The following is a 23,026-nucleotide window of genomic DNA, read 5'->3' on the forward strand; positions in this document are numbered from 1 at the left end:
CCTTCACAAGGTCTGCCGGTGCGGGCGTTCCGCCGCCGGCGCTGGGGTGGTCGACCGGTCTCGTTCCAGGTGCCGCAGGTGGTCGAAGGTGGTCCGCACCAGCGCGGACCGGGGGCGTCCCCGGCGGGCCGACTCCACCGCGAAGCGCAGCGCCCGGGGCAGGTCCGCCCAGGCCCGCACCGCCTCGTCGTCGCCGAGGTGGCGGTACCGGAACGTCCGGTGCTGCGCGACGGCCCACAGGTCGTCCAGGTGCACCCCGGCGGCCTCCGGGTGCGCGACGACGTGGTCGCGGAGGAACTCCAGGGCCTCGTCCTCGTCCAGCAGCCAGTCGCCGGGCAGCTCCGGCTCGTCCCCGGCGGCACCGGTACGGACGAGCCACTGCGGCTGCCCGCCGGCCGGCGGGGGAACCCAGAAGCCGAAGGCCAGCGCGTTGCGCCGGTCCTGCTCCGGGCGCCACGCGGGCGGCGGGGTCATCGCGGCGAGCAGCCCTGCCGTGCCGAGCCAGCCGGCGTACGGCTCCTGTTCGCCGGCGGGCAGCAGCCCGCTGAACCCGTCGACCACGTGCCAGTCGTCGCCGCGCCGGTCGTCGACCAGCAGCCAGTGCGGCGCGTGGGCGGTGCCGCCGGCCGAGGGGGACCAGGGCAGCGCCGCGTTGTCGGTGACCACCAGCACCCGGCCGTGGCGCCGCAGCTCCGCGTCGACGGACTCGACGACGCCGTCGGCCGGGGCGGTGGCCCACGCCAGCCGGGTGCCGTCCGGCAGCCGGTCGAGCGGCACCCGGTGGTGGGAGAAGGCGAGCTGCCCCTCCGGCAGGTCCGTGCGCACCGCGACGCGTACCGAGTCGGCGAACCGGTCGGGGGTGTCGGCGAACTCGCCGGCCCGGTAGCCGGCCAGATTGGCGGTGTAGCAGCTCAGCCCGGCGAAGCGGGGGTCCGGGGCGGTCATCGCGTGCCCACCACGTGCGCCACGCTCGCCGGCACCCGGCTGTGCCCGCGCAGGCTCACCCACCGCAGGTCGGCCCAGCGGCCCGTCCGCCGGCCCGCCGGTACCGGGATCGCCCAGGGCCGGCCGGCGAGGCCGGTGCCGGTCGCCTTCACGCACGCCTCCTGCACCGTCCAGATCCAGGCGAACTCGCGGTCCCGGGCCGGTGCGGGCAGCCGGTCCAGGGCGGCGCGGACCGCCGGGGCGCAGCAGCGGCGCAGCAGGGCCGGCGGCGCGGGCACGGGCACCTGGACGTCGACGCCGACCGGCACGCCCCGGCCGAGCGCGGCGGCCACCGTCCCGGCGTCGTGGGACAGGCTGACGCTGATCCCCGGCCACTCGGGCAGGTGCGGCTGGCCGCCGTCGCGGGCGGCGATCGGCGTGGCGCCGGCCGTCCGGCCCAGCTCGGCGGCGAGCAGCAGGCGCAGCAGCGCCCGCGCGGCCAACCGTTCGGCGCGCGGGCCGGTGGGCAGCTCACCGACGGTCGCCAGGTCCGCCGGGGCCGGCGGCAGGTGGGCGAGCAGCCGCTGCTCGGCCACGGCCACCCGCACCCGGGCGCCCAGCCGCAGCCGGACGATGCCCCGGTGGCGGCCCGTCGGGTCCCGGCGCGGCCGTGCCCGGTAGGCCAGTTCCGTCCGCTGCCGGGCCGTCACCACGACCGCTCCCGCAGCAGGTCCGGCACGTGCTCGGCGATGCCGGCGAGCATCGCGCCGGTGGCGCCGCCGGCCGTGGCGAACATGCCGGCGGCGGCCCGCAGCTGCGCCAGCCCGCCCTCGGCGTACGCCTCCGCGCCGAGCAGGGCGGCGCACTCGCCGAGCACCACGTCCAGGCCCTGCGCCACCGAGGTCTTCAGCAGCATGCTGGTCACCAGGGGCTCGGTGCTTCTCCGGTGGGCGTCGCAGGCCGCCTCGATCCGCCACGCCTCCACCACGCACCGGGCGAACCGCTCCCGGATCGCCGCGTTGTCCCAGGCCCGGCCGTCGCCGAGGGGACGCTCGACGAGTCGGCGGTGGGTGTCGGCGAGCACCCGCCGGCACATCGCGGCGGCCCACACGCCGCCCGCGAAGCGTTCCGTGGCGATGTGCCGGGCGAAGCTGACCATGCCCCGGCCGGGCCGGCCGATGAGGTACGACCGGTCCAGGCACACCTGGTCGAAGTGCAGGTCGCCCAGCCCGGCGCCGGTCAGCGGGGTGCCCCGGGTCGCGGACACCCGCACGCCGGGGGCGTCGGTGGGCACCAGCACCCACACGAAGCTGGTGAAGTGCCGCTGCGGGCGGTGCCGGGCCAGCACGAGCGCGTGGCCGGCGGTGCGGGCGTTGGTGATCCACCGCTTCCCGCCGTCGAGCACCAGCGACCGGTCGTCGAGGCGTACCGTCGTGCCCAGCTCCATCAGGTCGGAGCCGGCGCCGTCGCGGTCCGTCGCGGCCAGCGCGAGCGTCGCGCGACCGGCGACCGCGTCGAGGTACGCGGCCCGCACCGGCCCGTCCGCCGGCTCCGCGTCGACCTGTTCGCGCAGGACGGGCAGCGCGCTGGCGACCTGGACGCAGACCGACAGCACCACCCCCACCGGGCAGTACGCGTCGAGGGTGCCGAGCAGCCCCGGCAGCTCGGCCGGCCCGAGGTCACGCAGCAGGCCGTGCTCGCCGAGCGCCCGCCAGACCGCGCGGGCGTCCCCCGGGGACTCCAGCCCGCGCAACGCCGCCCCGGTACGCGCGGCCACGTCGCCGCCGGGATCGGGCGCCCCCGGGACACCCCCGGTGGGGGCCGCCGCCGGTGCCGTCCGCAGCTCAGGCAAGGTGCACCTGCCGGTCGCGCAGCGTCAGCGCCCCGTTGACCAGCAGCAGCCGGTCGTTGGCGTAGTTCAGCGAGGCCGAGCGGAGGTCCCGGAAGACGCGCTCCAGGTACAGCGGCGACGACCTGAGGTAGCCGTGCCGCAGGCCCACCAGCTCCACCATCTCGTCGGCGGCGGCGAAGCACTGCTCGGCGGCGTGCACCTTCAGGGAGTTGACCAGCAGCTGGGTCGACGGGTCGGCCACGTCCGGGGTGCCCTCCACGGCGGCGACGGTGTGCCGCAGCAGGGCGTTGACCAGGTCGAGCCGGCCCCGGACCCGGGCCAGCCGGGTCAGCAGCAGCTCCGACGACGGATCGAACTGGCCCCGGCCGGCGTCGCGGATGTGGTGCAGGATCCGCGACAGCGCGCCGGTCGCCGCGCCGAGCCACGCCGCCGACCAGCCGATGTGCGCCAGCGGGCCGAAGGTGGGGGCGACGATCTCGCGGAACTTCCCGGGAGCGCCGATCACCTGGTCGGCCGGCACCCGCCCGGTCAGCCGCATCGGCACGCTCTGGGTGGCCCGCATCCCGAGCGGCTGCCAGCCGCCGCGCACCTCCAGCGTGAGCTGGTCGCGGCGGGCGTACACCAGGGAGACCTGGCTGGGCGAGGTGGCGTCCGGCGCCAGCGTCGTGATGAGGTACGCGTCCGCGTGCTGGCCGCCCGTCACGATCGGGGCGTCCCGGTCGATCGTCAACGTCCCGGCGTCCTGCCGGACCGTCGACTCCGAGCTGAGCAGGTGCCCGCCCTTGCCGCGTTCGGTGGTGACCGAGGCGAGGTAGACGTCGCCCTTGCCGAGCTCCGGCAGGAGCCGCGCGGCGAACGGGCCGTCGGCGTGCCGGACCACCGCCACGACCTGCTGGCAGTGCATCGCGAAGATCAACGCGACGGACATGTCCACCCGGGCCAGTCGCAGCGTCACGTCGACGAGGTCGCCGAGCCCGCCGCCCCCGCCGCCGTGCTCCGCCGGCACGAGCAGGCCGAGCAGCCCGGTGGCCCGCATCGCGTCCAGCGCCGCGACGGGGAACTCCGCCGCCTCGTCGGCGTGCTCCGCGTGCGCGGAGGTGGCGGCCAGCACCTCCTCCAGCGCGGCCTCGTGGCGGGTCGCGGTGCTCACGCCGCCCGCCCCCGCAGCGACTCGATGGTGTTCCACAGGCTGCCCGCGGTGGCGAAGGTGCTGTCGGTCAGCAGCTCGTCGGGCATGGACACGCCGTAGGTGTCCTCGATGGTGAAGAGCAGCTCGATCGCGCGCATCGAGTCCAGGCCCAGCTCGTTGAGCGAGGCCTCGGCGGTGATGGGCTGCGTTCCCGCGTACTTGAGGAACGGCTTGAGCAGGTCCGGAAAAGCGGCGTCCATTGTCAGATCAACCCCTGTCGCTGCCGATGACGGTGTGCCGGGTGAGCTCCAGCCGGGTGACGCCGGTGATCCGGCCCCCGGCGACGGTGACCTCGACCGGCATGGGATGCGCGAGGAAGGCCACCAGGCTGGCGTAGAGGCCGTACGCGCCCACGTTGGGCACGGCGACCAGCTGGCCCGGGACCAGAGGCGGGAGGGCCGCGGAGCGGGCCCACGTGTCCAGCGGCGTGCACAGCGGCCCGGTGACGATGGTCCCGGGCACCGGCGCGCCGGCCGCCGCGTCCACGGTGAGCAGGTCCGGCACGATCGGCGGCAGCCGGCGCAGCCCGGACATCCCGCCGAGGTGGTGGATGCCCGACTCCAGCACCACCACGGTGGCGCCCTGCGACCGCTTCACGTCCAGGACCCGGGTGACCAGGGTGCCGCAGGTGCCGACCAGGTACCGGCCGGACTCGAAGGCGACGCCCGGCCCGCGCTCCGGCCAGCCCGGGAAGGCGTCGCCCAGCAACGCCGTCAGCCGGTCCGCCAGCTTCGGCAGCTCCGGCCGGGTGCCGGCCCGCGCGAAGGGCGCCCCGAAGCCGCCGCCCAGGTCGATCAGCTCCGGCTGCGTCCCGGTCGCCGCCGCCAGCCGCCGTACGGTGTCGACGGACTGGGTGAACTGGGCGACCAGGGCGTCCTCGCCGTCGACGTTGCTGCCCATGTAGAGGTGGAACCCGACCGGGGACACGTTCCGACGCGGCCCGAACAGCTCGGGCCGGTCCAGCACCCAGCGCACGTCCGCGCCGAACTGCGAGGCGACGCCGGTCATGGTGAGCCCCTGCCCGGGGGCCGGGGTGTCGTCGTTGATCCGCACCAGCGCGCGTACCTCGACGTCGTGCTCGCGGGCCACCCGGTCGAGCTGGTCCAGCCCGTACGGGGAGTCGACGGAGAAGATCCCGACGCCGGCCCGTACGGCCTCGGCCAGGTCGACGTCCCGCTTGCCGGGGCCGGTGTAGAGGACCTCGGCCGGGTCGCAGCCGGCCGCCAACGCGACGCGCAGCTCGCCGGGGGAGCAGACCTCCGCCCGGCACCCCGAGGCGGTGAGGTCGGCGACCACCGCCGGGTGCGGGTTGGCCTTGAGCGAGTAGAACAGCTCGGCGGGCCCGGGCAGGGCGGCCCGCAGCGCGGCGTACGAGCGGGCCAGCTCGTCGGTGTCGTAGAGGTACGCCGGGGTCTGCGGCGCGTCCGGCCGGTCGAAGATCTCCGCGAGCTCAGACACGGGCGCGCTCCGACCACATCCGGTACAGCTCCGCCCGGTCGACCTTGCCGTTGCGGGTCAGCGGGATCTCCGGCACGACCAGGCAGGTGCGGGGCGTCTTGATCTCGTCGAGTTCGGTGCGCAACGCGGCGAGCACCTCCGGCGCGGTCAGCTCGGTCACCGCGAACAGGGTGGCCGAGTCGCCGCCGTCCTCGGTGCGGGGCGGCAGCACGGCGGCGGCCTGCACCTGCGGTATCCGGTACGCCGCCGCCTCGACCTCGGTGACGCTGACGCGGATGCCGCGTTCCTTGTAGATGTCGTCGCGCCGGCCGACGAAGTAGAGGTAGCCGTCGGCGTCGAGCCAGCCGTGGTCGCCCGTGCGCAGCTGGGGGAAGAGCCCCTCTGCGCGGGGGAATCGCTGCGCGGTGAGCTCCGGTCGACGCCAGTAGCCGGCCATCACGTGCGGGCCCCGGACCACGATCTCGCCGACGGTGCCGGGCGGCACCGCAGCGCCGTCCGCGTCCACGATCAGGATCTCGGTGCCGGGCAGGGCCCGCCCGGAGGCGCCGGGCCGGCGCAGGTCCTCGTCCACCGGCATGATCGCCGCCCGCTTGCACTCGGTGAGCCCGAACATCAGCTGTACGCGCAGCGTGGGGATCCGGGCGCGCAGGTCGCGCAGCACCTCGGGCGGCATCGCCGCGCCGGTGTTGGTGAGCAGGCGCAGCGCCGGCACGGCCGTGCCCGGGCGGGACAGCATCCGGGCCAGACCACGGGCGAGGGCGGGCACGGCGGGCAGCACGGTCGCGCCGCTGTTCACCAGGTGCCGGGGCAGCGTCGGGCCGGTGTCGGCGGGGGAGGCCAGGTGCAGCCGGGCACCGGCCAGCGTGCTGAGGAATATCTGGTACATGCCGTAGTCGAAGGAGAGCGGCAGGGCGCACCACACGACGTCGTCGGCCCGGTAGCCGAGCTGGGCGGCGATGGCCCCGGCGGCGAAGACCACCTGCGCGTGAGTGGAGACCACGGCCTTCGGCATGCCGGTGCTGCCGGAGGTGTAGATGAGGCAGACCGGGTCGACGGCCAGCGGGGCCGCCGCCGGCTCGGCGTCCGGGCCGTCCCGCACGATCCGGCGCAGGTCCGCCGTGCCGACGGTCGGCACCCCGTGCTCGGCGGCCACGGCGAGCGCCCGGGGGCTGTCGGTGACGAGCAGCGCCGGCTCGGCGTCGGTCAGCACGTGCGCCAGGGCGATGGCGGGGGACTGGTCGTTGACCACGCTGAACACGGCGCCCGCCCGGGAGCAGGCGTACAGCAGGGCGGGCAGCAGCGGGTCGGTGGGCAGGCAGACCACCACCCGTTCGCCCCGGCGGACACCCCGCCCGGCCAGCCAGCCGGCGAGCCGCCGGCTGGCGGCGTCCAGCTCGCCGTAGCTCTGGACCAGGTCGCCGTGCGCGATCGCCGGCGCGTCCGGCCGGGCGGCCGCGGTGCGGTCCAGCAGTTCGTGCAGCAGCCCGCTCACCGGCCCGACACCCCCTGCGTCGCCGGCCGGGCGCGCTCGAACACGGTGCCCAGCGAGTCGAGGTCGTGCAGGGCCGGGCCGGTGAGGTCGTCCGGGTCCAGTTCCACCCCCAGCCGGGCCTCCGCCCGCTCGATCACCTCGACCAGCCGGAACGAGTTGAAGCCCGACAGCGTCCGCAGCGGACGCCCGTCGACCGGCACCTCCGGGCCGACGCCGAGGACGCCACGCACCTCGTCGGCCAGCACCTCGCGGATCCGGCCCGGGTCGGCGGTGGATCCGTCCCTCGGCGGCGGCACCGGCCCGGCGTCGGCGAGCCGTCCGGCGAGCGCCACGTCGTCGCGCAGCAGGCCCGCGAGCTGGTCGAGGACGGGGGCGGGGAAGACGCCGCCCCGGCGGACCCGGCGCATCGCCACGTAGCTCTGCCCGGCGAGCGCGAGCCAGGCGTCGGCGCGGGCGGCGGCCTCCCGTGCCGCGTCGGCGGTGCCCGGGTCGCCGGCCAGCCAGGCGGCGTGCAGGGCCCGGGACCGGCCGAGCAGCCAGACGTCGAGGACCAGTTGGGCCGCCGCCTCCGCCTCGCCCGCCCGCCGTCCGACCGCCGCCAGGTACTCCTCGATCCGGTCGGCCTCGGCGCGCAACGCGACGGCGTTGTCCCGCAGCACCGCCGCCCGGTCGAGCAGCGGGGCGCCGTCGGCGACGACTGTCATCGCGGTCGCGCGGGGCACCGCCGCGTCGAAGTCGGCGGCGGACATCCGCCACGTCCCCGGTCGCGCGTCACCCCACTGGGTGGAGTTGTGGTAGCCGTCGACCACGACGCAGTGCTCACCGGCGTCGACCAGCAGGAAGCTGTGCTCCATGTGCTGGTTCCCGGCGTACGGCAGCCAGCTCATGGTGAACGTGTCGGCGACCACGTAGAGCGGCGAGTGCTCCGCCACCAGCTCGCGCAGCCGCGCGCCCGGCACGTCGTCCCAGCGTCGGGTGACCCGCAGGCCGAGCAGGTCGGCCGCCTCGGCCAGCCGCTGGTCCACCGACGCGGTCACCGCCGGCGTCCCGGCCGGACCCTCGGCGGTGTGGAAGCGCAGGGTGGCCCCGAGCGCCAGGTGCGCGCCGGGCCCGTAGGCCCGGTCGGCCAGCGCGGCCAGGTTCACCTGTACGCAGTCCAGCAGGTCGGCGCGGAGACCGGTCAGCACCGGCGTCCACTCCCGGCTGCGCGTCGGCACCGCAGGCACAGCGACCATGTCACGCCCTTCAGATCTCGTGGACCGCGCGGAGCGACGCCGTCGCCGCCCGCAACGCGTCCGCGTCGGCCGGCCGGTCCTCGGGCAGACCGGCGAGGAGCTTGTCGTACGCGGCCAGGTCGAGCAGGCCGTGCCCGCTGACGCAGACCAGCACCCCGTGCCGCGCCGGGTGCCCGGACTCGCGCCCGGTCGCGACGCGGGCGGCGGCGGCCAGCGCGTGACCCGACTCCGGCGCGGGCAGCACCAGCTCGGTCAGGGCGAACGTCCGGCCGGCGGTCAGCGCCTCCCGCTGGCCCACCGCCAACGCCGAGATCTGGTCCCGGTGCCGCATGGCGGAGATGAGCTTCGCCGCGCCGTGGAAGCGCAGCCCGGCCGAGTGCGACGCGGGGATCGCGTACCCGCTGCCGATCGTGTACATCGGCTCCATCGGGCCGGTGCCGGTGGAGTCGGTGTGGTCGTAGGCGTACACCCCACGGGTCAGCTTCGGGGTGGCGCTGGACTCGACCGCGATCAGGTCGGCGGGCACGTCCAGCTCGCCGGCCCGCCAGGCGGCGAAGAACGGCAGGGCGAGCCCGCCGAAGTTGCTGCCGGCGCCCACGCAGCCGATCACCGCGTCCACGGTGGCGTCGACGGCGGCGAGCTGGTCGATCGCCTCCAGGCCGATCACCGACTGGTGCAGGATGCTGTACGTCTCGCCGCTGCCGATGCAGAACGCCCGCTTGGGATCCGCCCGGGCGTACTCGACGGCCTCGCCGATGGCCAGCGCGAGGCTGTTGCCCTGCCCCGGCCGCTCGGCGGCGGCGCGTCCCACCCCGGTCAGCGGGCTGGGACTGGCGTGCAGCTCCGCGCCGTAGAGCCGCATCAGGCTGCCCCGGTACGGCTTGTCGCGCAGGCTCCCGCCGACCATGAAGACGGTGCAGGCCATGCCGAACGCGGCGCAGGCGGCGGCGAGGGCGCTGCCCCACTGCCCGGCGCCGGTGCCGGTGACCAGCTCCCGGAAGCCCGCCCGGTGGTAGTAGTGGGCCTGCGCCAGCGCGGTGTTGAACTTGTGGCTGCCGGAGATGTTCCCGCCCTCGTACTTGACGTAGATCGGGACGGTGGCCCCGATCTCGGCCTCGAAGCGGCGGGCCCGCCACAGCGGCGCGGGCCGGTAGGCCCGGTAGCGCTCGGCCACCGGCTCCGGGATCGGCCAGAACTCCCGGGCCGACACGCTCTGCCGGATCAGCTCCAGGGGCAGGGTGGCGGTCACCGGGCCGTCGGTGTCCTCCGGTGTCACGTCCGCGGGCAGTTCGTAGCCGAGGTGCGGCAGGACGCTGCGCCAGGCCCGGGGTGTCTCGGTCACGACTCCTCCTTCACCACGTCGGCGACGACGTCGACCAGGTCCGCGACGGTCGTGAAGACCCGCCCGGCGAAGATGTCGTCCGGCAGCGTCACGTCCAGCTCGTCCTCCAGCCGGACGAGCATGCCGAGGAAGCCGAGCGAGTTGACCCGCAGCAGGTCGCCGTTGAGGGGCTCGTGGTCGTCGACCGTGCCGGGATCGACCGCGAGTCGGGACTCGCGTACGACCAGCCGTTTCACCGCCTCGTTGATCAGGGACCGGTCCGTCATGCCGCCTCCGTCCCGGCGCCGCGCAGCCTGCCCCCGGCGTCGACGACCCAGCTCCAGGTCAGCAGGGCGGACAGGTCGACGGGCCCGCGTACGTGCAGCCGGCCCGTGCTGATGGACAGCTCCGGTCCCAGGGCCATCGTCGGACCGTCGTGCAGGCGCAGGGAGCCGTTGACCACCAGCGCGGCGGCGTCCACCCTGGACAGGAACCCGTCCACGACCGTCGGGTCGGTGGCCACCACGCCCTCGGTGTGCCGGGAACCGAAGCGGCGGATGTGGGCCGCCGCCTCGTCGAGGCCGGCGACGGGCCGGATGCCGACCGCGCGTTCCAGGAACTCGCGGCCGTCGTCGGCGGCGGTCAGCTCGGCCACCGGCGCCCCGTCGGGCACGGCGGCGGTCAGCCGGGGGTCGACCCGCAGCAGCCACGGCTCGGCCAGCCCGGCGCCGGCCCGCAGCAGGGCCCGGGTCAGCTCCTCGGCCACGTCGGCGTGGGCCAGCACCAGTTCCAGGGTGTTGCACGCGGTGGGCTCGCCCAGCTTGCTGTCGAGCGCGATCCGGGCGGCCAGTTCCAGGTCGGCGCTGCGGTCGACGTAGAGGTGGTTGACCCCGCCGCCGCTGGCGATGACCGGGATGGTGGAGCTGGTCTGGCAGTAGTCGATAAGTGTCGGGCTGCCCCGGGGGATCAGCACGTCGACCGCGTCGTGCCGCTTCAGCAGGGCCCGCACCAGCCGGCGGTCGGGGTCGGTGACGATCCGTACGGTGCCGTCGGGCAGCCCCGCGTCCGCCAGCGCCTGCCCGACGACGACGGCGAGGGCCCGGTTGGTGGCCGCGATCTCCGACCCGCCGCGCAGGACGGCCACGTTGCCGACCGCCACCGGTAGCAGGGCGCCCTCCACCGTCACCGTCGGCCGTGCCTCGAAGATCATCAGAACCACGCCGAGGGGCTTGGGCAGCCGGCGTACGGTGGCGCCGTTGCCGGCCAGGTGTCCCTCGGTCGGCGCGGTCACCGCCGGCAGCGCCGCACGGGTCCGCGCGATCAGGTCGACCAAAGCGTCGAGGTGGCGCTTGCCGAGCGCCAGGCGGTCCACCAGCTCGGGGCCGAGGCCCGCCTCGGTGCCCCGGGCCACGTCGGTGGCGTTCGCCGCCAGGACGTCGGCCCAGCCGGAGGCGAGCCGGTCGGCGAGCGCTTCGCAGTACCGGTCGTAGCGCCCGTCGCCGGGCGGGGGCAGCTCGGCCCGGGCCCGCGTCGCGCCGTCCAGGATCTCGTCCACATCGGTCACCACATGAACTGCCCACCGTCCACGATCAGCTTCTGCCCGGTCAGGTATCCACTCGCCGGCCCGACGAGGAACTCCAGGGCGTCGGCGATCTCCTCGGTGGTGCCGATGCGGCCCCGGGGGATCTCCGCGACCACCGCCGCCCGGGCGGCCGGGTCGTCCAGCCGGAACCGGGTCACCAGCTCGTCGGTCTCGGTCATGCCCGGGATCAGGCAGTTGACCCTGATCCGGGGCGCCAGCTCCAGCGCCAGGCACTTGGTGAGCTGGAGCAGGCCGGCCTTGCTGGCGCAGTAGTTCACGCCGTTGCGGCGGGGGCGGATGCCGGTGGTGGCCCCCACGTTGACGATCACGCCGTCGCGCCCGGCCGCCAGCATCGCGGGCGCGAACGCCCGGGTCAGGTGGAAGACGCCGGAGAGGTTGGTGTCGAGCACCCGCCGCCAGTCCTCGGTCGACATCTCCAGGAACGGACGGTCGATGTTGATGCCCGCGTTGTTGACCAGCACGGTCGGCGGGCCGTGCTCCGCGAGGACCGTCTCCACGGCGGCGCCCACCGCCTCGGCGTCGCCGACGTCGAGCCGGACCGGGTGGAACGCGGCGCCGAGCTCCGCCGCCGCCGACGCCGCCGCGACGGCGTCACCCCGGTACGGCGCGACCACCCGGTGCCCCAGCTTCACCAGCCGGCGGCTGAAGGTGAGCCCGATGCCCCGGGTGCCGCCGCTGACGACCGCGAGCGGGCTCATCGCAGCACCGCACCGGAGGCCCGGCCGAGGAAGGGCGTCACCTCGTCGACGAGCTGCGGCAGGCGCTCGGGGTCGAAGACGTCGAAGTGCCCCGCGTCGAGCCGCCCGGCGCTCAGCTCCGGCGCCAGTTCCCGCCACCGGGCCTCGGCCTCCGCGCGGAACCCGAACTCCTCGTCGGTGCACATCAGCATCAGCACCCGGCCGGCGTACGGCCGTTCGGCCCGGTAGTCGGCGAGGGCGGCGACCTGGGTGTCGAAGACCCGCCGGACCCGCTCGACGGTCGCCGGGGCGGGGCGCGGCCCGAGCATCCCGACGACGGTCTCGCGGACCCGGGCGTCCTCCTCGGCCGTGGCGCGGCGCGGCAGCGGCGTCGCGTCCACCAGCACCAGGTCGGGCAGGTGCCCCCGCTCGGCCAGCCGGACGCACAGCTCCCAGGCGACCGAGCCGCCGAGGGACCAGCCGAAGACGGCCGCCGGGACGGTGCCGTCCGCGTCCAGCGCATGCGCCGCCGCGTCGGCCATCTCGGCGATGCTGAGCTCCGGCTCCTCGTCGGGCAGCAGGCCGGCCGCGCGTACGGCCGCGACGTTGTGGGTCTTGCCGATGGCAGCGGCGAGCCGCAGGTAGGGCTGCAGCCCGCCGCCGGCGCCCGGCAGCAGTACGCACGCCGGTCGGGCGCCCCGCCGCAGCAGGGGGACCAGCCGGCCGGGCAGCCTGGTCGTCACGGCGTCACCGCCGCATCGTCGCCGCCCCGCCCCGCGCGGACGAGCCCCGCCAGGGTGGCCACGGTGGGCGCGGCGAAGAAGTCGACGAGCGGCACCGCCACCCCGTAGCGCTCCTGGACCTCGGCGAGGGTGGTGAAGATGTTCAGCGAGTGGGCGCCGTACTCGATGAGCGGGCGGTCCGGCCGGATGCCCTCGACGTCGAGCACCCCGCCCCACAGCCCGGCCAGCTCCCGCTCCAGGTCGTCGGCGTACGCGACCTCCGTGCTGTCGGCGCTCTGCTGCTCGACCAGCAGCTCGTCGGCGAGCCGCAGCAGGGCGTCGCGGTCGGTCTTGCCGGTCGGCGTGGTCGGGACCCGGTCGACCGGGAAGATCCACAGGGGACGCATGTAGACCGGCAGCGCCGTGGTCAGCCGTTGGCGGACCTGTTCCGGGTCGACTGTCGAGTCCGCGTCGGGGCGGACGAACAGCCCGAGTTCCCGGTCGGAGCCGGAGCCCCGGACCACGGCCACCGACTGTCGGACGCCGTCGACCTGGTTCGCGACCGCCTCGATCTCGCCCAGCTCGATCCGGTATCCCCGGATCTTGACCTGGGTGTCCATCCGGCCCAGGAAGACCAGGTCGCCCCGGTCGTCGCGGACCACGAGGTCCCCGGTGCGGTACATGGTCGCGTCGGGCGCGCCGGAGAACCGGTCGGGCACGAACCGCTCGGCCGTGATCTCCGGGTCGTTGATGTAGCCGTCGGCGGGGCAGTCCCCGCCCAGGAGCAGCTCGCCGGCGACGCCGGGCGGGGCGAGGTGGCCGGTGGCGTCGACCACGTACGCGCTCACCCGCGGGTACGGCTGGCCGATCGGCACGTGGGTCGGCCACACCGCGTCCCGGTACGACAGCCGGTGCGAGGTGACCGCGTGGGTCTCGGTGGGGCCGTACAGGTTGACCAGGGTGCAGTGCGGGTGGGCGAGGAAGAAGTCGCGGATCTCGTCGTCGACGATGAGCTGCTCGCCGGAGACGCACAGGTAGCGCAGCGCGGGCAACCGGGTGCCCCGGCTCGCGGCGGTCTGCACCAGGGGACGCAGCGCCGCGACCGGCAGGTAGACGTGGGTCACCTCGGTCCTGGCGATCCGGCTGAGGACGGCGGTGAACATCCGCCGGTCGGCCGGCTCGCGGGAGACCACCGTCCCGCCCGCCGCCAGGGTCGGCAGGATCTCCTGGAAGGAGACGTCGAAGCCGAGCGGGGCGTACTGGAGGAAGCGGGTCTCGGCGTCCATGCCGAGGGCCGCGATCTGCCAGCTCGTGAGGTTGGCCAGGGGGCCGTGACCCATCTGGACGCCCTTGGGCTGCCCGGTGGAGCCCGACGTGTACATCACGTAGATCGGGGCGTGGGGGTCGGCCAGCGAATCGGGTACCGGCTCCGTCGTCGCGGCCAGGTCCGCCACCGCGACCGTGGGCACGTCGGGCACCAGGGCCTCGCCGACGACGAACTCGCAGCCGGCCCGCCGGACCATGTACTCCAGCCGCTCGGCGGGCAGGCCCGGATCCAGGGGGAGGTACGCCGCGCCCCGGCGCAGGATGGCCAGGATGGCGGTCACCGTGTCGCAGAGGGTCGTCGCGGCGAGGCCCACCACGGCCCGGGGGCCGACGCCGTGCGCGGCGAGCCCGGCGCTGATCCGCTCGGCCTCGGTCAGCAACTGGCGGTAGTCGAGCTGGCGGGTCGGGTCCTCGATCGCGGGGGCGTCGGGCCGCTGCCGGGCCGCCGCCGTCACCCAGTCCCACGGCGTGTCGCCGGTCAGCGGGCTGGTCCAGCCGTCGGAGCGGGCGCTGGCCGCGGCGGAGGCGTCGGCGAAGAGGTCACCGAGCCGTTGCGAGCCGTCCCGGACCGCCCCGCGTACGGCGTCGCGCAGCGACGTGAGCAGCCCGTCGGCGACGACAGGTGCGATGAGCTGCCGGTCGTACTCGAGTTCGAGCAGCCAGCGGCCGTCGACGGGGGTGGCGCCCAGCCAGAGGTCGAACTTGGCGGTGCCGTTGCCGGGCTCCAGGACCCGCAGCACGGCCCCGCCCGGTTCGGGCGTGAAGGTGTCCTGCATGGCGAGCATCGCCGAGAACAGCGGGTTGCGGTTGCTGGACCGGTCGGGCCGTACGTCGGCGACGAGCCGGTTGAAGGTGACGTCGACGTTGGCGCGGCAGAAGTCGATGGACTCCCGGACCACCTTGCCGAGATGCTCGTCGACGGTGCGGCTCCACTCCACGTCGACGGTGACCGGCAGCGTGTTGACGAAGAAGCCGCCGAGGTCGAAGGCGCCGATCGTGCGGCGGGCCATGAACGGGCTGCCGACCAGGACGCTGGACACGTTGCCGTGCCGGGCCAGCACGGTCCCGTAGATGCCGGAGAAGAAGACGAAGGGGGAGATCTCCAGCCGCCGGCAGGTCTCCGACAGCGCGGCCGTCTCGGCCGCGCTCAGGTACCAACTGACCCGGTCGCCGGTGAACTCCGTCTGCGCGGCGCGGCCGGGCAGGGGGGCCAGCACCAGGGGCGGGACCTCCCGCAGCCGGGCCGCCCACTCCCGGGACCGGTCGACGACGCGGTCGGAGGTGGCGGTGCGGTTCTGCGCCGCCAGCTCCTTGACGAAGGCCTTCTCGCGGGCGGCGCGCCGCTGCTCGACCTCCGCCCCGGCGAGGCGGCCGGCCAGTGCCTCCTGGAGGTCCCGCACCAGGGGCCCCATCGACACGCCGTCGAGGATGATGTGGTGGTCGCAGAGGAGGACGGCCACCCGGGGCTCGTCGACGCAGCGGACGACGGCGAAGCGGTACGCGGGGCCGTTGGCCAGGTCGAACTCGGGTCGGCCGATCCGCCGCTGCGCCGCTGCGACGGCCTCCTCGAAGTCGCGCAGCCGGGCCGTGACCCGGTCGAGCGGGAAGTCCTCCGGACCCGGCGGCGGGGTGAGCCGCGCGTGCATCTCCGGGAGCAGCCCGAAGACCTGGCGCATCGCCGGCTGGACGGCGACCACCGTGGCCAGCGCGCGCTCGATCGTCTCGTCGGGGATCGACGGGTCGATGTCGAAGCGGACGAGCTGGTTGTAGACGGCGCGGCCGGGCGAGCGTTCGTTGACGACCAGCAGCCCCTTCTGCGACTCGGTGATCGGCAGTCGCACCGGGCCGGTGTCCGTCGCGGGTTGCGTCCCGGCCGTCGTGGTCACCGTGCGCCCCCGGTCTCGGCGCCCACGGCGCTCAGCTCGCGTAGCCACTGCTTGAGGTCGCCGACGGTGCGGAGGTCCACCAGGCGGGTGGCGTCGATCTCCGCGTCGTCGTCGTCGGCCAGCTCGACGGCGAGCCGAAGCAGGGACAGCGATTCGAGGCCGGCCTCCAGCAGGGGGGTCGAGTCGTCGAAGGCCACCGACGCGTACTTCGCGATCGTCGTGTCGAGGTCAGCTGGAGTCGTCATCCCTGCTTCCCGTTCACCTGAGGTCGGCCGCGCCGCAATGATCGGAAACCGGGCGGGGAGCCGGGCGCCGATCGAGGTGGGGGTCGACTGAATTTGCGCTTGGAAGTTCTACGGGTCCGAGCATCCCGGCGCCGATGTTCTCTCGATGTTCCCGGGATGGAATGTCGTTGGTCGCTGATTCGGGCGGCACCCCGGAGCCCGTCCGGCTCCAGGCGGGTACGGCGTAAAAGGGGCGCTGGCCAGTGACGGAGGCGGGGCGGCGGTGCCCGGCGGGGCGGCAATGCCGCCGTAATCGCCTCAGATGCGGCACCGGGCGACAGAAACCCCCGTACGTATTATTCGGGTCCCGGTGGGCTGTCGTGGTCGCCGCCGGAGAGGCCGGCCGACCCGCTGACGTGAGGATGGACACGTTCCCCCGGATGACCTATGGTGCAACCAGCGCAACGCAGAGTATTCCCATAAGGTGCGAAAGGGACTTTCCGCGATTGTTGGAGCCGCCTGTCGATACCCGTACGACCACCCTGTCAACGCGCGGACCCCGATGACCTGCGACTCCGTTCAGCCCCGGCGACCGGTTCGATCGGAATTGCCGGCGATGGCCGGGGCGGAAGTGCGGGATCGGTCCCCGACCCGCTCGGCATTGCGTGTCAGCTAATTGACAAGCGCGGCCGGGTAAAGGGTCCCTTATCGTTTGTCCGGGTGCTGTGCGAACTTCGCGGCGGAGTTCCGATTCACTTCTCCCAATTCAAGACCGTGCGAGGGATTGTCGTGGCCACAGCTCAAACCACAGCGCAGGCGGATCCGCCCGGAGCCAGGCGAAACGAATGGATTCTGGTCATCTTCACGGGCACCACGAACATCGCCGACGCGGTGGCCCGGATCGCCCTCCCGCTGCTCGCCGCCCAGATCAGTCGATCACCCGTCGTGGTCACCGCCGTCGCGGCCATCATGAGCCTGCCGTGGCTGGTGGCCGCGCTGCACGTCGGGGTCTTCGTCGACCGGATGGACCGGCGGGCCCTGCTGATGGGCGCCGAGATCGCCCGGATGGTCTCCGTCGGCGCGCTCCTCGTCGCCGTGCTCGCCGCGAGCCCGACCCTGGCGCTGGTCTACGCCGCCGCCCTGGTCATCGGCCTGGCCGACGTGGTGGCCGGGATCGCCGGAGTCTCCATCGTCCCGTCGGCCGTGCCGAAGCACCGCTGGGAGACCGCCAACGCGCGGATCACGGCCCTGGAATACCTGTTCAACGGCTTCGCCGGGCAGCCGATCGGCGGCTTCCTGGTGGCGGTCGGGTTCGGGCTCGCGCTCAGCGTCACCGGGTTCGCCTACGTGGCCGGCGCGGTCCTGCTGCTCCTGCTGGTCGGCAACTTCAAGGTCGCGGCCCCCGAGCGCAAGCGCTCGGTCAACGAGGACATCCGCGAGGGCCTCCGGTTCCTCTGGCAGCACCGGCTGCTCCGGACGATGGCGCTGCTCATCGCGATCATGGCCGGCTGCTGGGCGGCGTGGCTCGCCCTCATCCCGGTCTACGCCGTCGGCGGCCCGCTCGGCCTCGACGAGCGGCAGTACGGCTTCCTGCTCACCGGCCTCGGCGCGGGCGGGGTGATCGGCACCGTCATCGTCGGGCCGGTCAACCGGTGGATCGGCCGCCGCTGGTCCATGTTCACCGACATCGTCGGCGCCTTCGCCCTCGTCGCGGCCCCGGCGCTGCTGCCCGCCGCGCCGTCCAGCGCCTGGGCCATCGGCGCGGCGGCGTTCCTCGCCGGCGCCGGCGGCACGATGTGGACGGTCAACTCCCGGTTCATCACGCAGTCGCTGGTGCCGGCCGACATGCTCGGCCGGTTCAGCGCCGCGAGCCGCCTCGTGGCCTGGGGCATGACCCCGGTCGCCGCGATCCTCGCCGGCATCCTCGCCGAGTTCTTCTCCTACCAGGTGGCGTTCGGCTTCTTCGCGGTGCTCTGCGTACTGCTGATCTACCCGTTCTTCAAGGTGGTCACCCGGGAGCGCATGGCTGAGGTCGACGGCCCGGCCGCCGCGCCGGCGGCCGGCGACGCGGACGACAGCGGGGGCGCCGGCACCGCCGACGACGGCGGGGACCTGCCGGAGGCGGCGACCACCGGCGGCTCCCGGTGAGCGCGGACGGCCCGACGCTCCTCCAGGGGTTCACCGACGCGGTCCGCCGGCATCCCGACGCACCGGCGCTGCGCGTCGCCGGGCACGAGCTGACGTACGCCGAACTCCTGGACCGGGTCGAGCGGCTGGCCACCCGGCTGGCCGACCTGCACGGCCGCCCGCCCCGGGTCGTCGGGCTCTGCGCGTCGCGCAGCCTCGCCGCGTACGTCGGCTATCTCGCCGCGCTGCGGCTGGCCGCGACAGTCGTGCCGCTCGGCCCCGACGCACCGGCGGAACGGATCCGGCGGACCTGCGCCCACGCCGGGGTGGACGCGCTGCTCGCCGACGACGCGGGCGGCCGGGTGGCCGACGAGGCGGCCGGGCCGGTCGGCGTCCTGCACCTGCCCGACACCCCGGAGCAGCGCTGGTACGACGTGCCGGCCGAGCGGTGGACCGACGCGTACGCCGGCGGCCCCGACGACGTCGCGTACACCCTGTTCACCTCCGGATCCACCGGCACGCCCAAGGGGGTGCCGATCCGGCACCGCAACCTCGCCCCCTACCTCGCGCACTGCGTGCAGGCCTACCAGGTGGGGCCGGGGTCGCGGCTGTCGCAGACCTTCGAGCTGACCTTCGACCCGTCGGTGTTCGACATGTTCGTCGCCTGGTCGTCCGGCGCGCTGCTGGTGGTCGCCGCGCCCGGCGACACCCTGGCCCCCGTCCGCTACGTGAACGACAACGGGATCACCCACTGGTTCTCCGTACCGTCGGTGATCTCCCTGGCCCGCCGCCTGCGCACCCTGCGTCCCGGCAGCATGCCGGGCCTGCGGTGGAGCCTCTTCGCCGGTGAGCAGCTCACCCTGGCCCAGGCGCGGGCGTGGGCGGACGCCGCGCCGGGCAGCACCCTGGAGAACCTGTACGGGCCCACCGAACTCACCGTCACCTGCACCCGCTACCAGCTTCCCGCCGATCCGGCGCGGTGGCCCCGCACCAGCAACGACACCGTGCCGATCGGGCGCATCCACCCGCACCTGGAGGGGGTCCTGCTCGCGGCCGACGGGGCCGCCGGGGACGACGGCGAGCTCTGCGTGCGGGGCGGCCAGCGGTTCGACGGCTACCTCGACCCCACGCAGAACCCCGGCCGGTTCGTCGACCACGACGGCCGCCGGTCGACGCCGGTCGACGGCCCGCCCGGCCCGGCAAGCTGGTACCGGACCGGGGACCGGGTCCGCCGCGAGGACGGCGAGCTGGTCCACCTGGGCCGGCTCGACGACCAGGTCAAGATCCACGGCTACCGGATCGAGCTGGGCGAGATCGAGTCCGTCCTGCGCCGGCACCCGGCAGTGCACGACGTCGTCGTCCTGGCGCTGCCCGGTGCCGGAGGCGTCGAGCTGCACGCGCTCTACACCTGCGACACCGTGGCGGAGGCGGCCCTGGCGGCGCTGGTGGCCGACCACCTGCCGCCCTACATGGCACCGGCGCGGTACCACCGGGTCGAGTTCTTTCCGGTCAACGCCAACGGCAAGGTCGACCGACGGCGGCTGGCAGCGGACGTCGGACTGGTCTGAGCGGCACCGACTCCCACCACGCTCACGAATCGAGAGCAGAGATGCCCATCCCGCGGCAAGCACCACCCGCCCGCCTGCGTTTCCGGTTGATGGGGCCGGTGGAGTTCCACGACGGCGTCCAGTGGCGGGGGATCGGGTCGGCGAAACAGCGCGCGTTGCTGGCGATGCTGCTGCTCAAGGCCGACCAGGTGGTGTCGCTCGAACAACTGGTGGCCGAACTCTGGGACGACAACCCGCCGGCCTCGGCCAGCGGTCTCGTCGCCGGGTACGCGTGGCGGCTGCGCCGCGCCCTGAACGACCGCGACGGCCGCGTCCTGACCACCCGCAGTCCCGGCTACCGCCTGGTGGTCGCCGCGGAGACGATCGACATCGGCGAGTGTGAGCGGCTGATCAGGCAGGCCCACGCCGATCTCGCGGCCGGCCTGCCGGACGCCGCCGTCGAGGGGTTCGACGCGGCGCTGGCGCTGTGGCGCGGCGCCCCGCTGGCCGACGTCCGGCCGACCCCGCTGGTGATGGCCGAGGTGGCCCGCCTGGAGGAGACCCGGATCGCCACGGTCGAGGCCCGCATCGGCGCCGAGCTGGAGCTGGGCCGGCACGGCATGCTGCTGCCGGAACTCAAGGTGCTCGTCAGCCAGCATCCCCTGCGGGAGCGCCTGCACGCCCACCTGATGACCGCCCTGTACCGCGACGGCCAGCAGGCGGTCGCCCTGGGGGCGTACCGCGACCTGCGGCGGTTGCTGGTCGACGAGCTGGGCATCGAGCCCAGCGAGTCCCTGCGCGACCTGGAACAGCGGATCCTGCGCAACGATCCGGCGCTGCGGCTGCACCACCCCGGGGCCCGCCCACCCGTGCGGGTGGTCACGTCGAGCCCGCCGGCCTCCCGGTTCCCCGCCGACCCGGTGGCCCTGCACGGGCGGGCGGCCGAGCTGGGCCGGCTCGTCAAGGGCGTGCGGTCCGGGCGACCGGGCGTGGTCCAGGGGCTGGCCGGCGCCGGCAAGACCGCCCTGGCGGTGCGCGCCGCGCACGAGCTGGCCGCGGAGCACCCGGGCGGGTCGGTGTTCGTACCCATGGGCGGGGGCACACCCGACGGGCCGGCGGAGGCCGCCCGGGCGGTGCGGGTCCTGGCCGAGGCGCTCGGGTTGTCGTCGCCGACGGGCGACCACCCCGCGTCGGGCTGGTCGGCCCTGTTGACCGGCCGTCGCGTCGTGGTCGTCCTCGACGACGTGGCCACCGCCGCCCAGGTACGCGTCCTCGGGCCGATGCCCGTCGGCTGCGCCCTGATCGTCACCTCACGCTCCGGGATGACCACCCTCGACGGGGCCACCCGGGTCTCCGTCGGCTCCCTGGACGCGGACGACGCGCTCGACATGCTCCGGTACCACCTCGGCGCCGAGCGGGTGGACGCCGAGCCCGAGGCGGCGCGCACGCTCGTGGGGCGCTGCGACGCGCTGCCCCTGGCCCTGCGGATCGCGGCCGCCCGGCTGGCGACACGGCAGAACTGGTCGCTCGACGCCTTCGCCGCCCGGCTGGCCGATCCCGCCGCCCGGCTCGACGCCCTGGTCTGCGAGTCGATGTCGATCCGGGACTGCCTCGCCGGCGCGGTGCGGGTGCTGACCCGGTACGGCGACGGCGACGGCGTGGCGCTGCGGGCCCTGCGGCTGCTGAGCCGGCTGGACCGTGGCCTGGTCAGCGTGTCGAACCTCGCCGCGCTGTCGGGCCAGCCGATGGCCGCCGCCGAGGTCGCCGCCGAACGCCTGGTCGACGCGGGGCTCGCCGAGGCGCTGCCCGACGGCCGCTACCGGATCCCCGAGCTCGTCCGCGCCCACGTGCGCGAACTGGGCCGCAGCCCGGAGTGCGACCAGGTCGTGGCCCTGCGCGGTCAGCATTCCCCCACGACTGCCCGGCCGCGCCGGTGAGCCGGCCCGAACGGGCACGCGCGGCGGCCCGGCTACCGGCGGCTGGTCGTCGCCGGGCGGGCCGTCGGACGGGCCGGTCAGGCGACGGCGATAGCCTCGATCTCGATGATCCACTCCGGGTCGAAGATCCCGGTGACGATCACCGTCAGGGCGGGGCGGTGCGCGCCGAGCACCTCGTTGCGGACCTTGGTGTTGACGTCGGCGTGCCGGCGGTCGGCCAGGAACGTGGTGACCTTGACCAGATTGTCGACGTCCATGCCGGCGTCGGCGAGGACGGCCCGGATGTTGTCCCAGACCAGCCGGCACTGCGCCTCGGGGGTGGCCGGGACGTGCCCGTCCCGGGTCTGGGGGATCTGCCCGCTGATGAACAGCATCCGCCCGGCGGTCTGGACCTCCAGCGCGTTGTGGTAACCGCCCGTGGCCTCCGGCACCGACTCGGGGTTGATCGGCCTCATCTGCATGGTCTCGATCACGTCTAGTCCTTCCGATTGTCCGGGGGAATCCGGATTACGGACTGTGACCTTAGTCTAAAGGTCGTCCCGGGGGACCCGATCCCGGACGGACCGGAAACGCGTCTCGTCCGGTGCCTTCTGGTACCCGGATCAGGGCCCGACCCAACCTTCCCGAGGTGTCTTCGGCGCGGGGCCGGGAGGGCTACGGGCGGGAGACCCCTCGGGGCTCGTCGGCGGTGTGCCTCATCGCGGCGGCGCGACCCGGGGTGTAGCCGTACTCGCGGGCGAAGGCGGCGATGAAGGCGGACGGGCTGGCGTAGCCGATGCGGTGGGCGACCTCCCCGACGGGCCGGGTCTCCAGCAGCGCCAGCGAGGCACGCAGGCGCAGCTTCGTCCGCCACTGCGAGTACGACATGCCGAACTCACGGGTGAAGTCGCGTTGCAGGGTCTTGACGCTGACGTGCAGGCGCTCGGCCCACTCGGCGAGGCCGGTGGGGTCACCGGGGTCGTGTGCCAGCGCCATGGCGACCGTCACCGCGACGCCGGGCCGGCCGGCCTGCCGGTCGTCGGCGGGATGGGACGGGCCGCCGATCCCGGCCATGATGCGGCTGCGGGCGTCGAGTGCGTCCCGCTCGTCGTACCCGGGGCCGGTGAGCGCGAGGACGAGCCGTGCCGCCTCGGCGTCGATGGCGGCGGCGCCGGCCCGCAGCCCGTCGAGGGCGGCGGGCACCTCGCGCAGGCAGATCCGGTAGACGGTCTGCCGGTCCGCCGCCTGCACCTCGTGGGTCACCGCCCGGTGGGCCCAGAACACCTCGTCGGGGCCGATGAAGCTGGTGCGCCGCCCGTGCCGGGCGGAGAGCAGGCCGTCGGGCGACCAGTAGAGCTGGTGCAGGAAGTCCTGCCGGTTCTCGCCGAACGCCAGGCGGGTCACCGAGCGGTACCTCAGGACGAGGATCCCGTCGGGCCGGCCGAGGCCGTAGCCGAACTCCTCGCAGCTGACGGGATCCGCCGCGAGGGACTCCGTGACGGTGACGCTCTGACCTCTCCCCGACAT

Annotated in this window: 20 protein-coding genes; 3 read left to right on the forward strand and 17 right to left on the reverse strand. The window is 74.7% G+C overall.

What is annotated here, in order from left to right; all coding sequences use genetic code 11:
- Positions 1 to 3: 3 nt before the first annotated feature.
- The 15 genes from ACN27A_RS25145 to ACN27A_RS25215 are packed head-to-tail and all read right to left on the reverse strand — an operon-like array spanning position 4 to position 15,930.
- Positions 4 to 945, reverse strand: a complete 942-nt coding sequence (locus ACN27A_RS25145) for a hypothetical protein (RefSeq protein WP_421457088.1) — start codon at positions 943 to 945, stop codon at positions 4 to 6.
- Positions 942 to 1,637: a 4'-phosphopantetheinyl transferase family protein gene (locus ACN27A_RS25150; protein ID WP_421457089.1), complete on the reverse strand. Its 696-nt coding sequence runs from the start codon at positions 1,635 to 1,637 to the stop codon at positions 942 to 944. Before ACN27A_RS25150 ends, ACN27A_RS25145 begins: the two co-directional genes overlap by 4 nt.
- Positions 1,631 to 2,767, reverse strand: a complete 1,137-nt coding sequence (locus ACN27A_RS25155) for an acyl-CoA dehydrogenase family protein (protein WP_421458598.1) — start codon at positions 2,765 to 2,767, stop codon at positions 1,631 to 1,633. The genes ACN27A_RS25150 and ACN27A_RS25155 overlap by 7 nt, the downstream gene beginning before the upstream one ends.
- A 1-nt stretch (position 2,768) precedes the next feature.
- Positions 2,769 to 3,926, reverse strand: a complete 1,158-nt coding sequence (locus ACN27A_RS25160) for an acyl-CoA dehydrogenase family protein (RefSeq protein WP_421457090.1) — start codon at positions 3,924 to 3,926, stop codon at positions 2,769 to 2,771.
- On the reverse strand, positions 3,923 to 4,165 hold the full coding sequence (locus tag ACN27A_RS25165) for a phosphopantetheine-binding protein (protein ID WP_089002193.1): 243 nt from the start codon (positions 4,163 to 4,165) through the stop codon (positions 3,923 to 3,925). Before ACN27A_RS25165 ends, ACN27A_RS25160 begins: the two co-directional genes overlap by 4 nt.
- 7 nt (positions 4,166 to 4,172) lie before the next feature.
- On the reverse strand, positions 4,173 to 5,423 hold the full coding sequence (locus tag ACN27A_RS25170; RefSeq protein WP_421457091.1) for a type III PLP-dependent enzyme: 1,251 nt from the start codon (positions 5,421 to 5,423) through the stop codon (positions 4,173 to 4,175).
- Positions 5,416 to 6,915: a class I adenylate-forming enzyme family protein gene (locus ACN27A_RS25175; RefSeq protein ID WP_421457092.1), complete on the reverse strand. Its 1,500-nt coding sequence runs from the start codon at positions 6,913 to 6,915 to the stop codon at positions 5,416 to 5,418. Before ACN27A_RS25175 ends, ACN27A_RS25170 begins: the two co-directional genes overlap by 8 nt.
- Positions 6,912 to 8,150, reverse strand: coding sequence for a phosphopantetheine-binding protein (locus ACN27A_RS25180; RefSeq protein ID WP_421457093.1), 1,239 nt, complete (start codon positions 8,148 to 8,150; stop codon positions 6,912 to 6,914). The genes ACN27A_RS25175 and ACN27A_RS25180 overlap by 4 nt, the downstream gene beginning before the upstream one ends.
- A gap of 10 nt (positions 8,151 to 8,160) precedes the next feature.
- Complete coding sequence (locus ACN27A_RS25185; protein ID WP_357576632.1) at positions 8,161 to 9,492, reverse strand: TrpB-like pyridoxal phosphate-dependent enzyme; 1,332 nt, start codon at positions 9,490 to 9,492, stop codon at positions 8,161 to 8,163.
- A complete protein-coding gene (locus ACN27A_RS25190) occupies positions 9,489 to 9,758 on the reverse strand; it encodes an acyl carrier protein (RefSeq protein ID WP_151453759.1) in 270 nt (89 codons plus the stop codon). The genes ACN27A_RS25185 and ACN27A_RS25190 overlap by 4 nt, the downstream gene beginning before the upstream one ends.
- Positions 9,755 to 11,035, reverse strand: a complete 1,281-nt coding sequence (locus tag ACN27A_RS25195; RefSeq protein ID WP_421457094.1) for a glutamate-5-semialdehyde dehydrogenase — start codon at positions 11,033 to 11,035, stop codon at positions 9,755 to 9,757. Before ACN27A_RS25195 ends, ACN27A_RS25190 begins: the two co-directional genes overlap by 4 nt.
- Positions 11,032 to 11,772: an SDR family NAD(P)-dependent oxidoreductase gene (locus ACN27A_RS25200; protein WP_421457095.1), complete on the reverse strand. Its 741-nt coding sequence runs from the start codon at positions 11,770 to 11,772 to the stop codon at positions 11,032 to 11,034. The genes ACN27A_RS25195 and ACN27A_RS25200 overlap by 4 nt, the downstream gene beginning before the upstream one ends.
- Complete coding sequence (locus ACN27A_RS25205; RefSeq protein WP_421457096.1) at positions 11,769 to 12,494, reverse strand: alpha/beta fold hydrolase; 726 nt, start codon at positions 12,492 to 12,494, stop codon at positions 11,769 to 11,771. Before ACN27A_RS25205 ends, ACN27A_RS25200 begins: the two co-directional genes overlap by 4 nt.
- Entirely contained in the window at positions 12,491 to 15,685 is a 3,195-nt protein-coding gene (locus tag ACN27A_RS25210; protein ID WP_421457097.1) for a non-ribosomal peptide synthetase, read from the reverse strand. Before ACN27A_RS25210 ends, ACN27A_RS25205 begins: the two co-directional genes overlap by 4 nt.
- Positions 15,682 to 15,930 carry a phosphopantetheine-binding protein gene (locus tag ACN27A_RS25215; protein ID WP_151453764.1) on the reverse strand — a complete coding sequence of 83 codons (249 nt, stop codon included), beginning with the start codon at positions 15,928 to 15,930 and terminating at the stop codon, positions 15,682 to 15,684. The genes ACN27A_RS25210 and ACN27A_RS25215 overlap by 4 nt, the downstream gene beginning before the upstream one ends.
- Positions 15,931 to 16,698: 768 nt before the next feature.
- On the opposite strand from ACN27A_RS25215, the gene ACN27A_RS25220 reads away from it, so the two are divergent.
- The 3 genes from ACN27A_RS25220 to ACN27A_RS25230 are packed head-to-tail and all read left to right on the forward strand — an operon-like array spanning position 16,699 to position 21,520.
- Positions 16,699 to 18,057 carry an MFS transporter gene (locus tag ACN27A_RS25220; RefSeq protein ID WP_421457098.1) on the forward strand — a complete coding sequence of 453 codons (1,359 nt, stop codon included), beginning with the start codon at positions 16,699 to 16,701 and terminating at the stop codon, positions 18,055 to 18,057.
- On the forward strand, positions 18,054 to 19,604 hold the full coding sequence (locus ACN27A_RS25225) for an amino acid adenylation domain-containing protein (protein WP_421457099.1): 1,551 nt from the start codon (positions 18,054 to 18,056) through the stop codon (positions 19,602 to 19,604). The genes ACN27A_RS25220 and ACN27A_RS25225 overlap by 4 nt, the downstream gene beginning before the upstream one ends.
- A gap of 41 nt (positions 19,605 to 19,645) precedes the next feature.
- On the forward strand, positions 19,646 to 21,520 hold the full coding sequence (locus ACN27A_RS25230) for a BTAD domain-containing putative transcriptional regulator (protein WP_421457100.1): 1,875 nt from the start codon (positions 19,646 to 19,648) through the stop codon (positions 21,518 to 21,520).
- Positions 21,521 to 21,597: 77 nt separating this feature from the next.
- Here ACN27A_RS25230 and ACN27A_RS25235 read toward each other — a convergent pair whose 3' ends face one another.
- Together ACN27A_RS25235 and ACN27A_RS25240 are read right to left on the reverse strand one after the other, a co-directional pair.
- Positions 21,598 to 21,993 (reverse strand): RidA family protein, encoded by a 396-nt coding sequence (locus tag ACN27A_RS25235; protein ID WP_282313121.1) that lies wholly within the window; start codon positions 21,991 to 21,993, stop codon positions 21,598 to 21,600.
- Between the two features lie 181 nt (positions 21,994 to 22,174).
- Positions 22,175 to 23,026, reverse strand: a complete 852-nt coding sequence (locus ACN27A_RS25240; protein ID WP_421457101.1) for a helix-turn-helix transcriptional regulator — start codon at positions 23,024 to 23,026, stop codon at positions 22,175 to 22,177.

This window comes from Micromonospora sp. WMMD737, from assembly GCF_049179055.1.
GTDB lineage: Bacteria > Actinomycetota > Actinomycetes > Mycobacteriales > Micromonosporaceae > Micromonospora > Micromonospora reichwaldensis.

Coding starts and splice junctions, on each gene's coding strand:
- ACN27A_RS25145 (WP_421457088.1), bottom strand. CDS start 945: ATGACCGCCCCGGACCCCCGCTTCGCCGGGCTGAGCTGCTACACCGCC.
- ACN27A_RS25165 (WP_089002193.1), bottom strand. CDS start 4,165: ATGGACGCCGCTTTTCCGGACCTGCTCAAGCCGTTCCTCAAGTACGCG.
- ACN27A_RS25180 (WP_421457093.1), bottom strand. CDS start 8,150: ATGGTCGCTGTGCCTGCGGTGCCGACGCGCAGCCGGGAGTGGACGCCG.
- ACN27A_RS25190 (WP_151453759.1), bottom strand. CDS start 9,758: ATGACGGACCGGTCCCTGATCAACGAGGCGGTGAAACGGCTGGTCGTA.
- ACN27A_RS25200 (WP_421457095.1), bottom strand. CDS start 11,772: ATGAGCCCGCTCGCGGTCGTCAGCGGCGGCACCCGGGGCATCGGGCTC.
- ACN27A_RS25215 (WP_151453764.1), bottom strand. CDS start 15,930: ATGACGACTCCAGCTGACCTCGACACGACGATCGCGAAGTACGCGTCG.
- ACN27A_RS25230 (WP_421457100.1), top strand. CDS start 19,646: ATGCCCATCCCGCGGCAAGCACCACCCGCCCGCCTGCGTTTCCGGTTG.
- ACN27A_RS25240 (WP_421457101.1), bottom strand. CDS start 23,026: ATGTCGGGGAGAGGTCAGAGCGTCACCGTCACGGAGTCCCTCGCGGCG.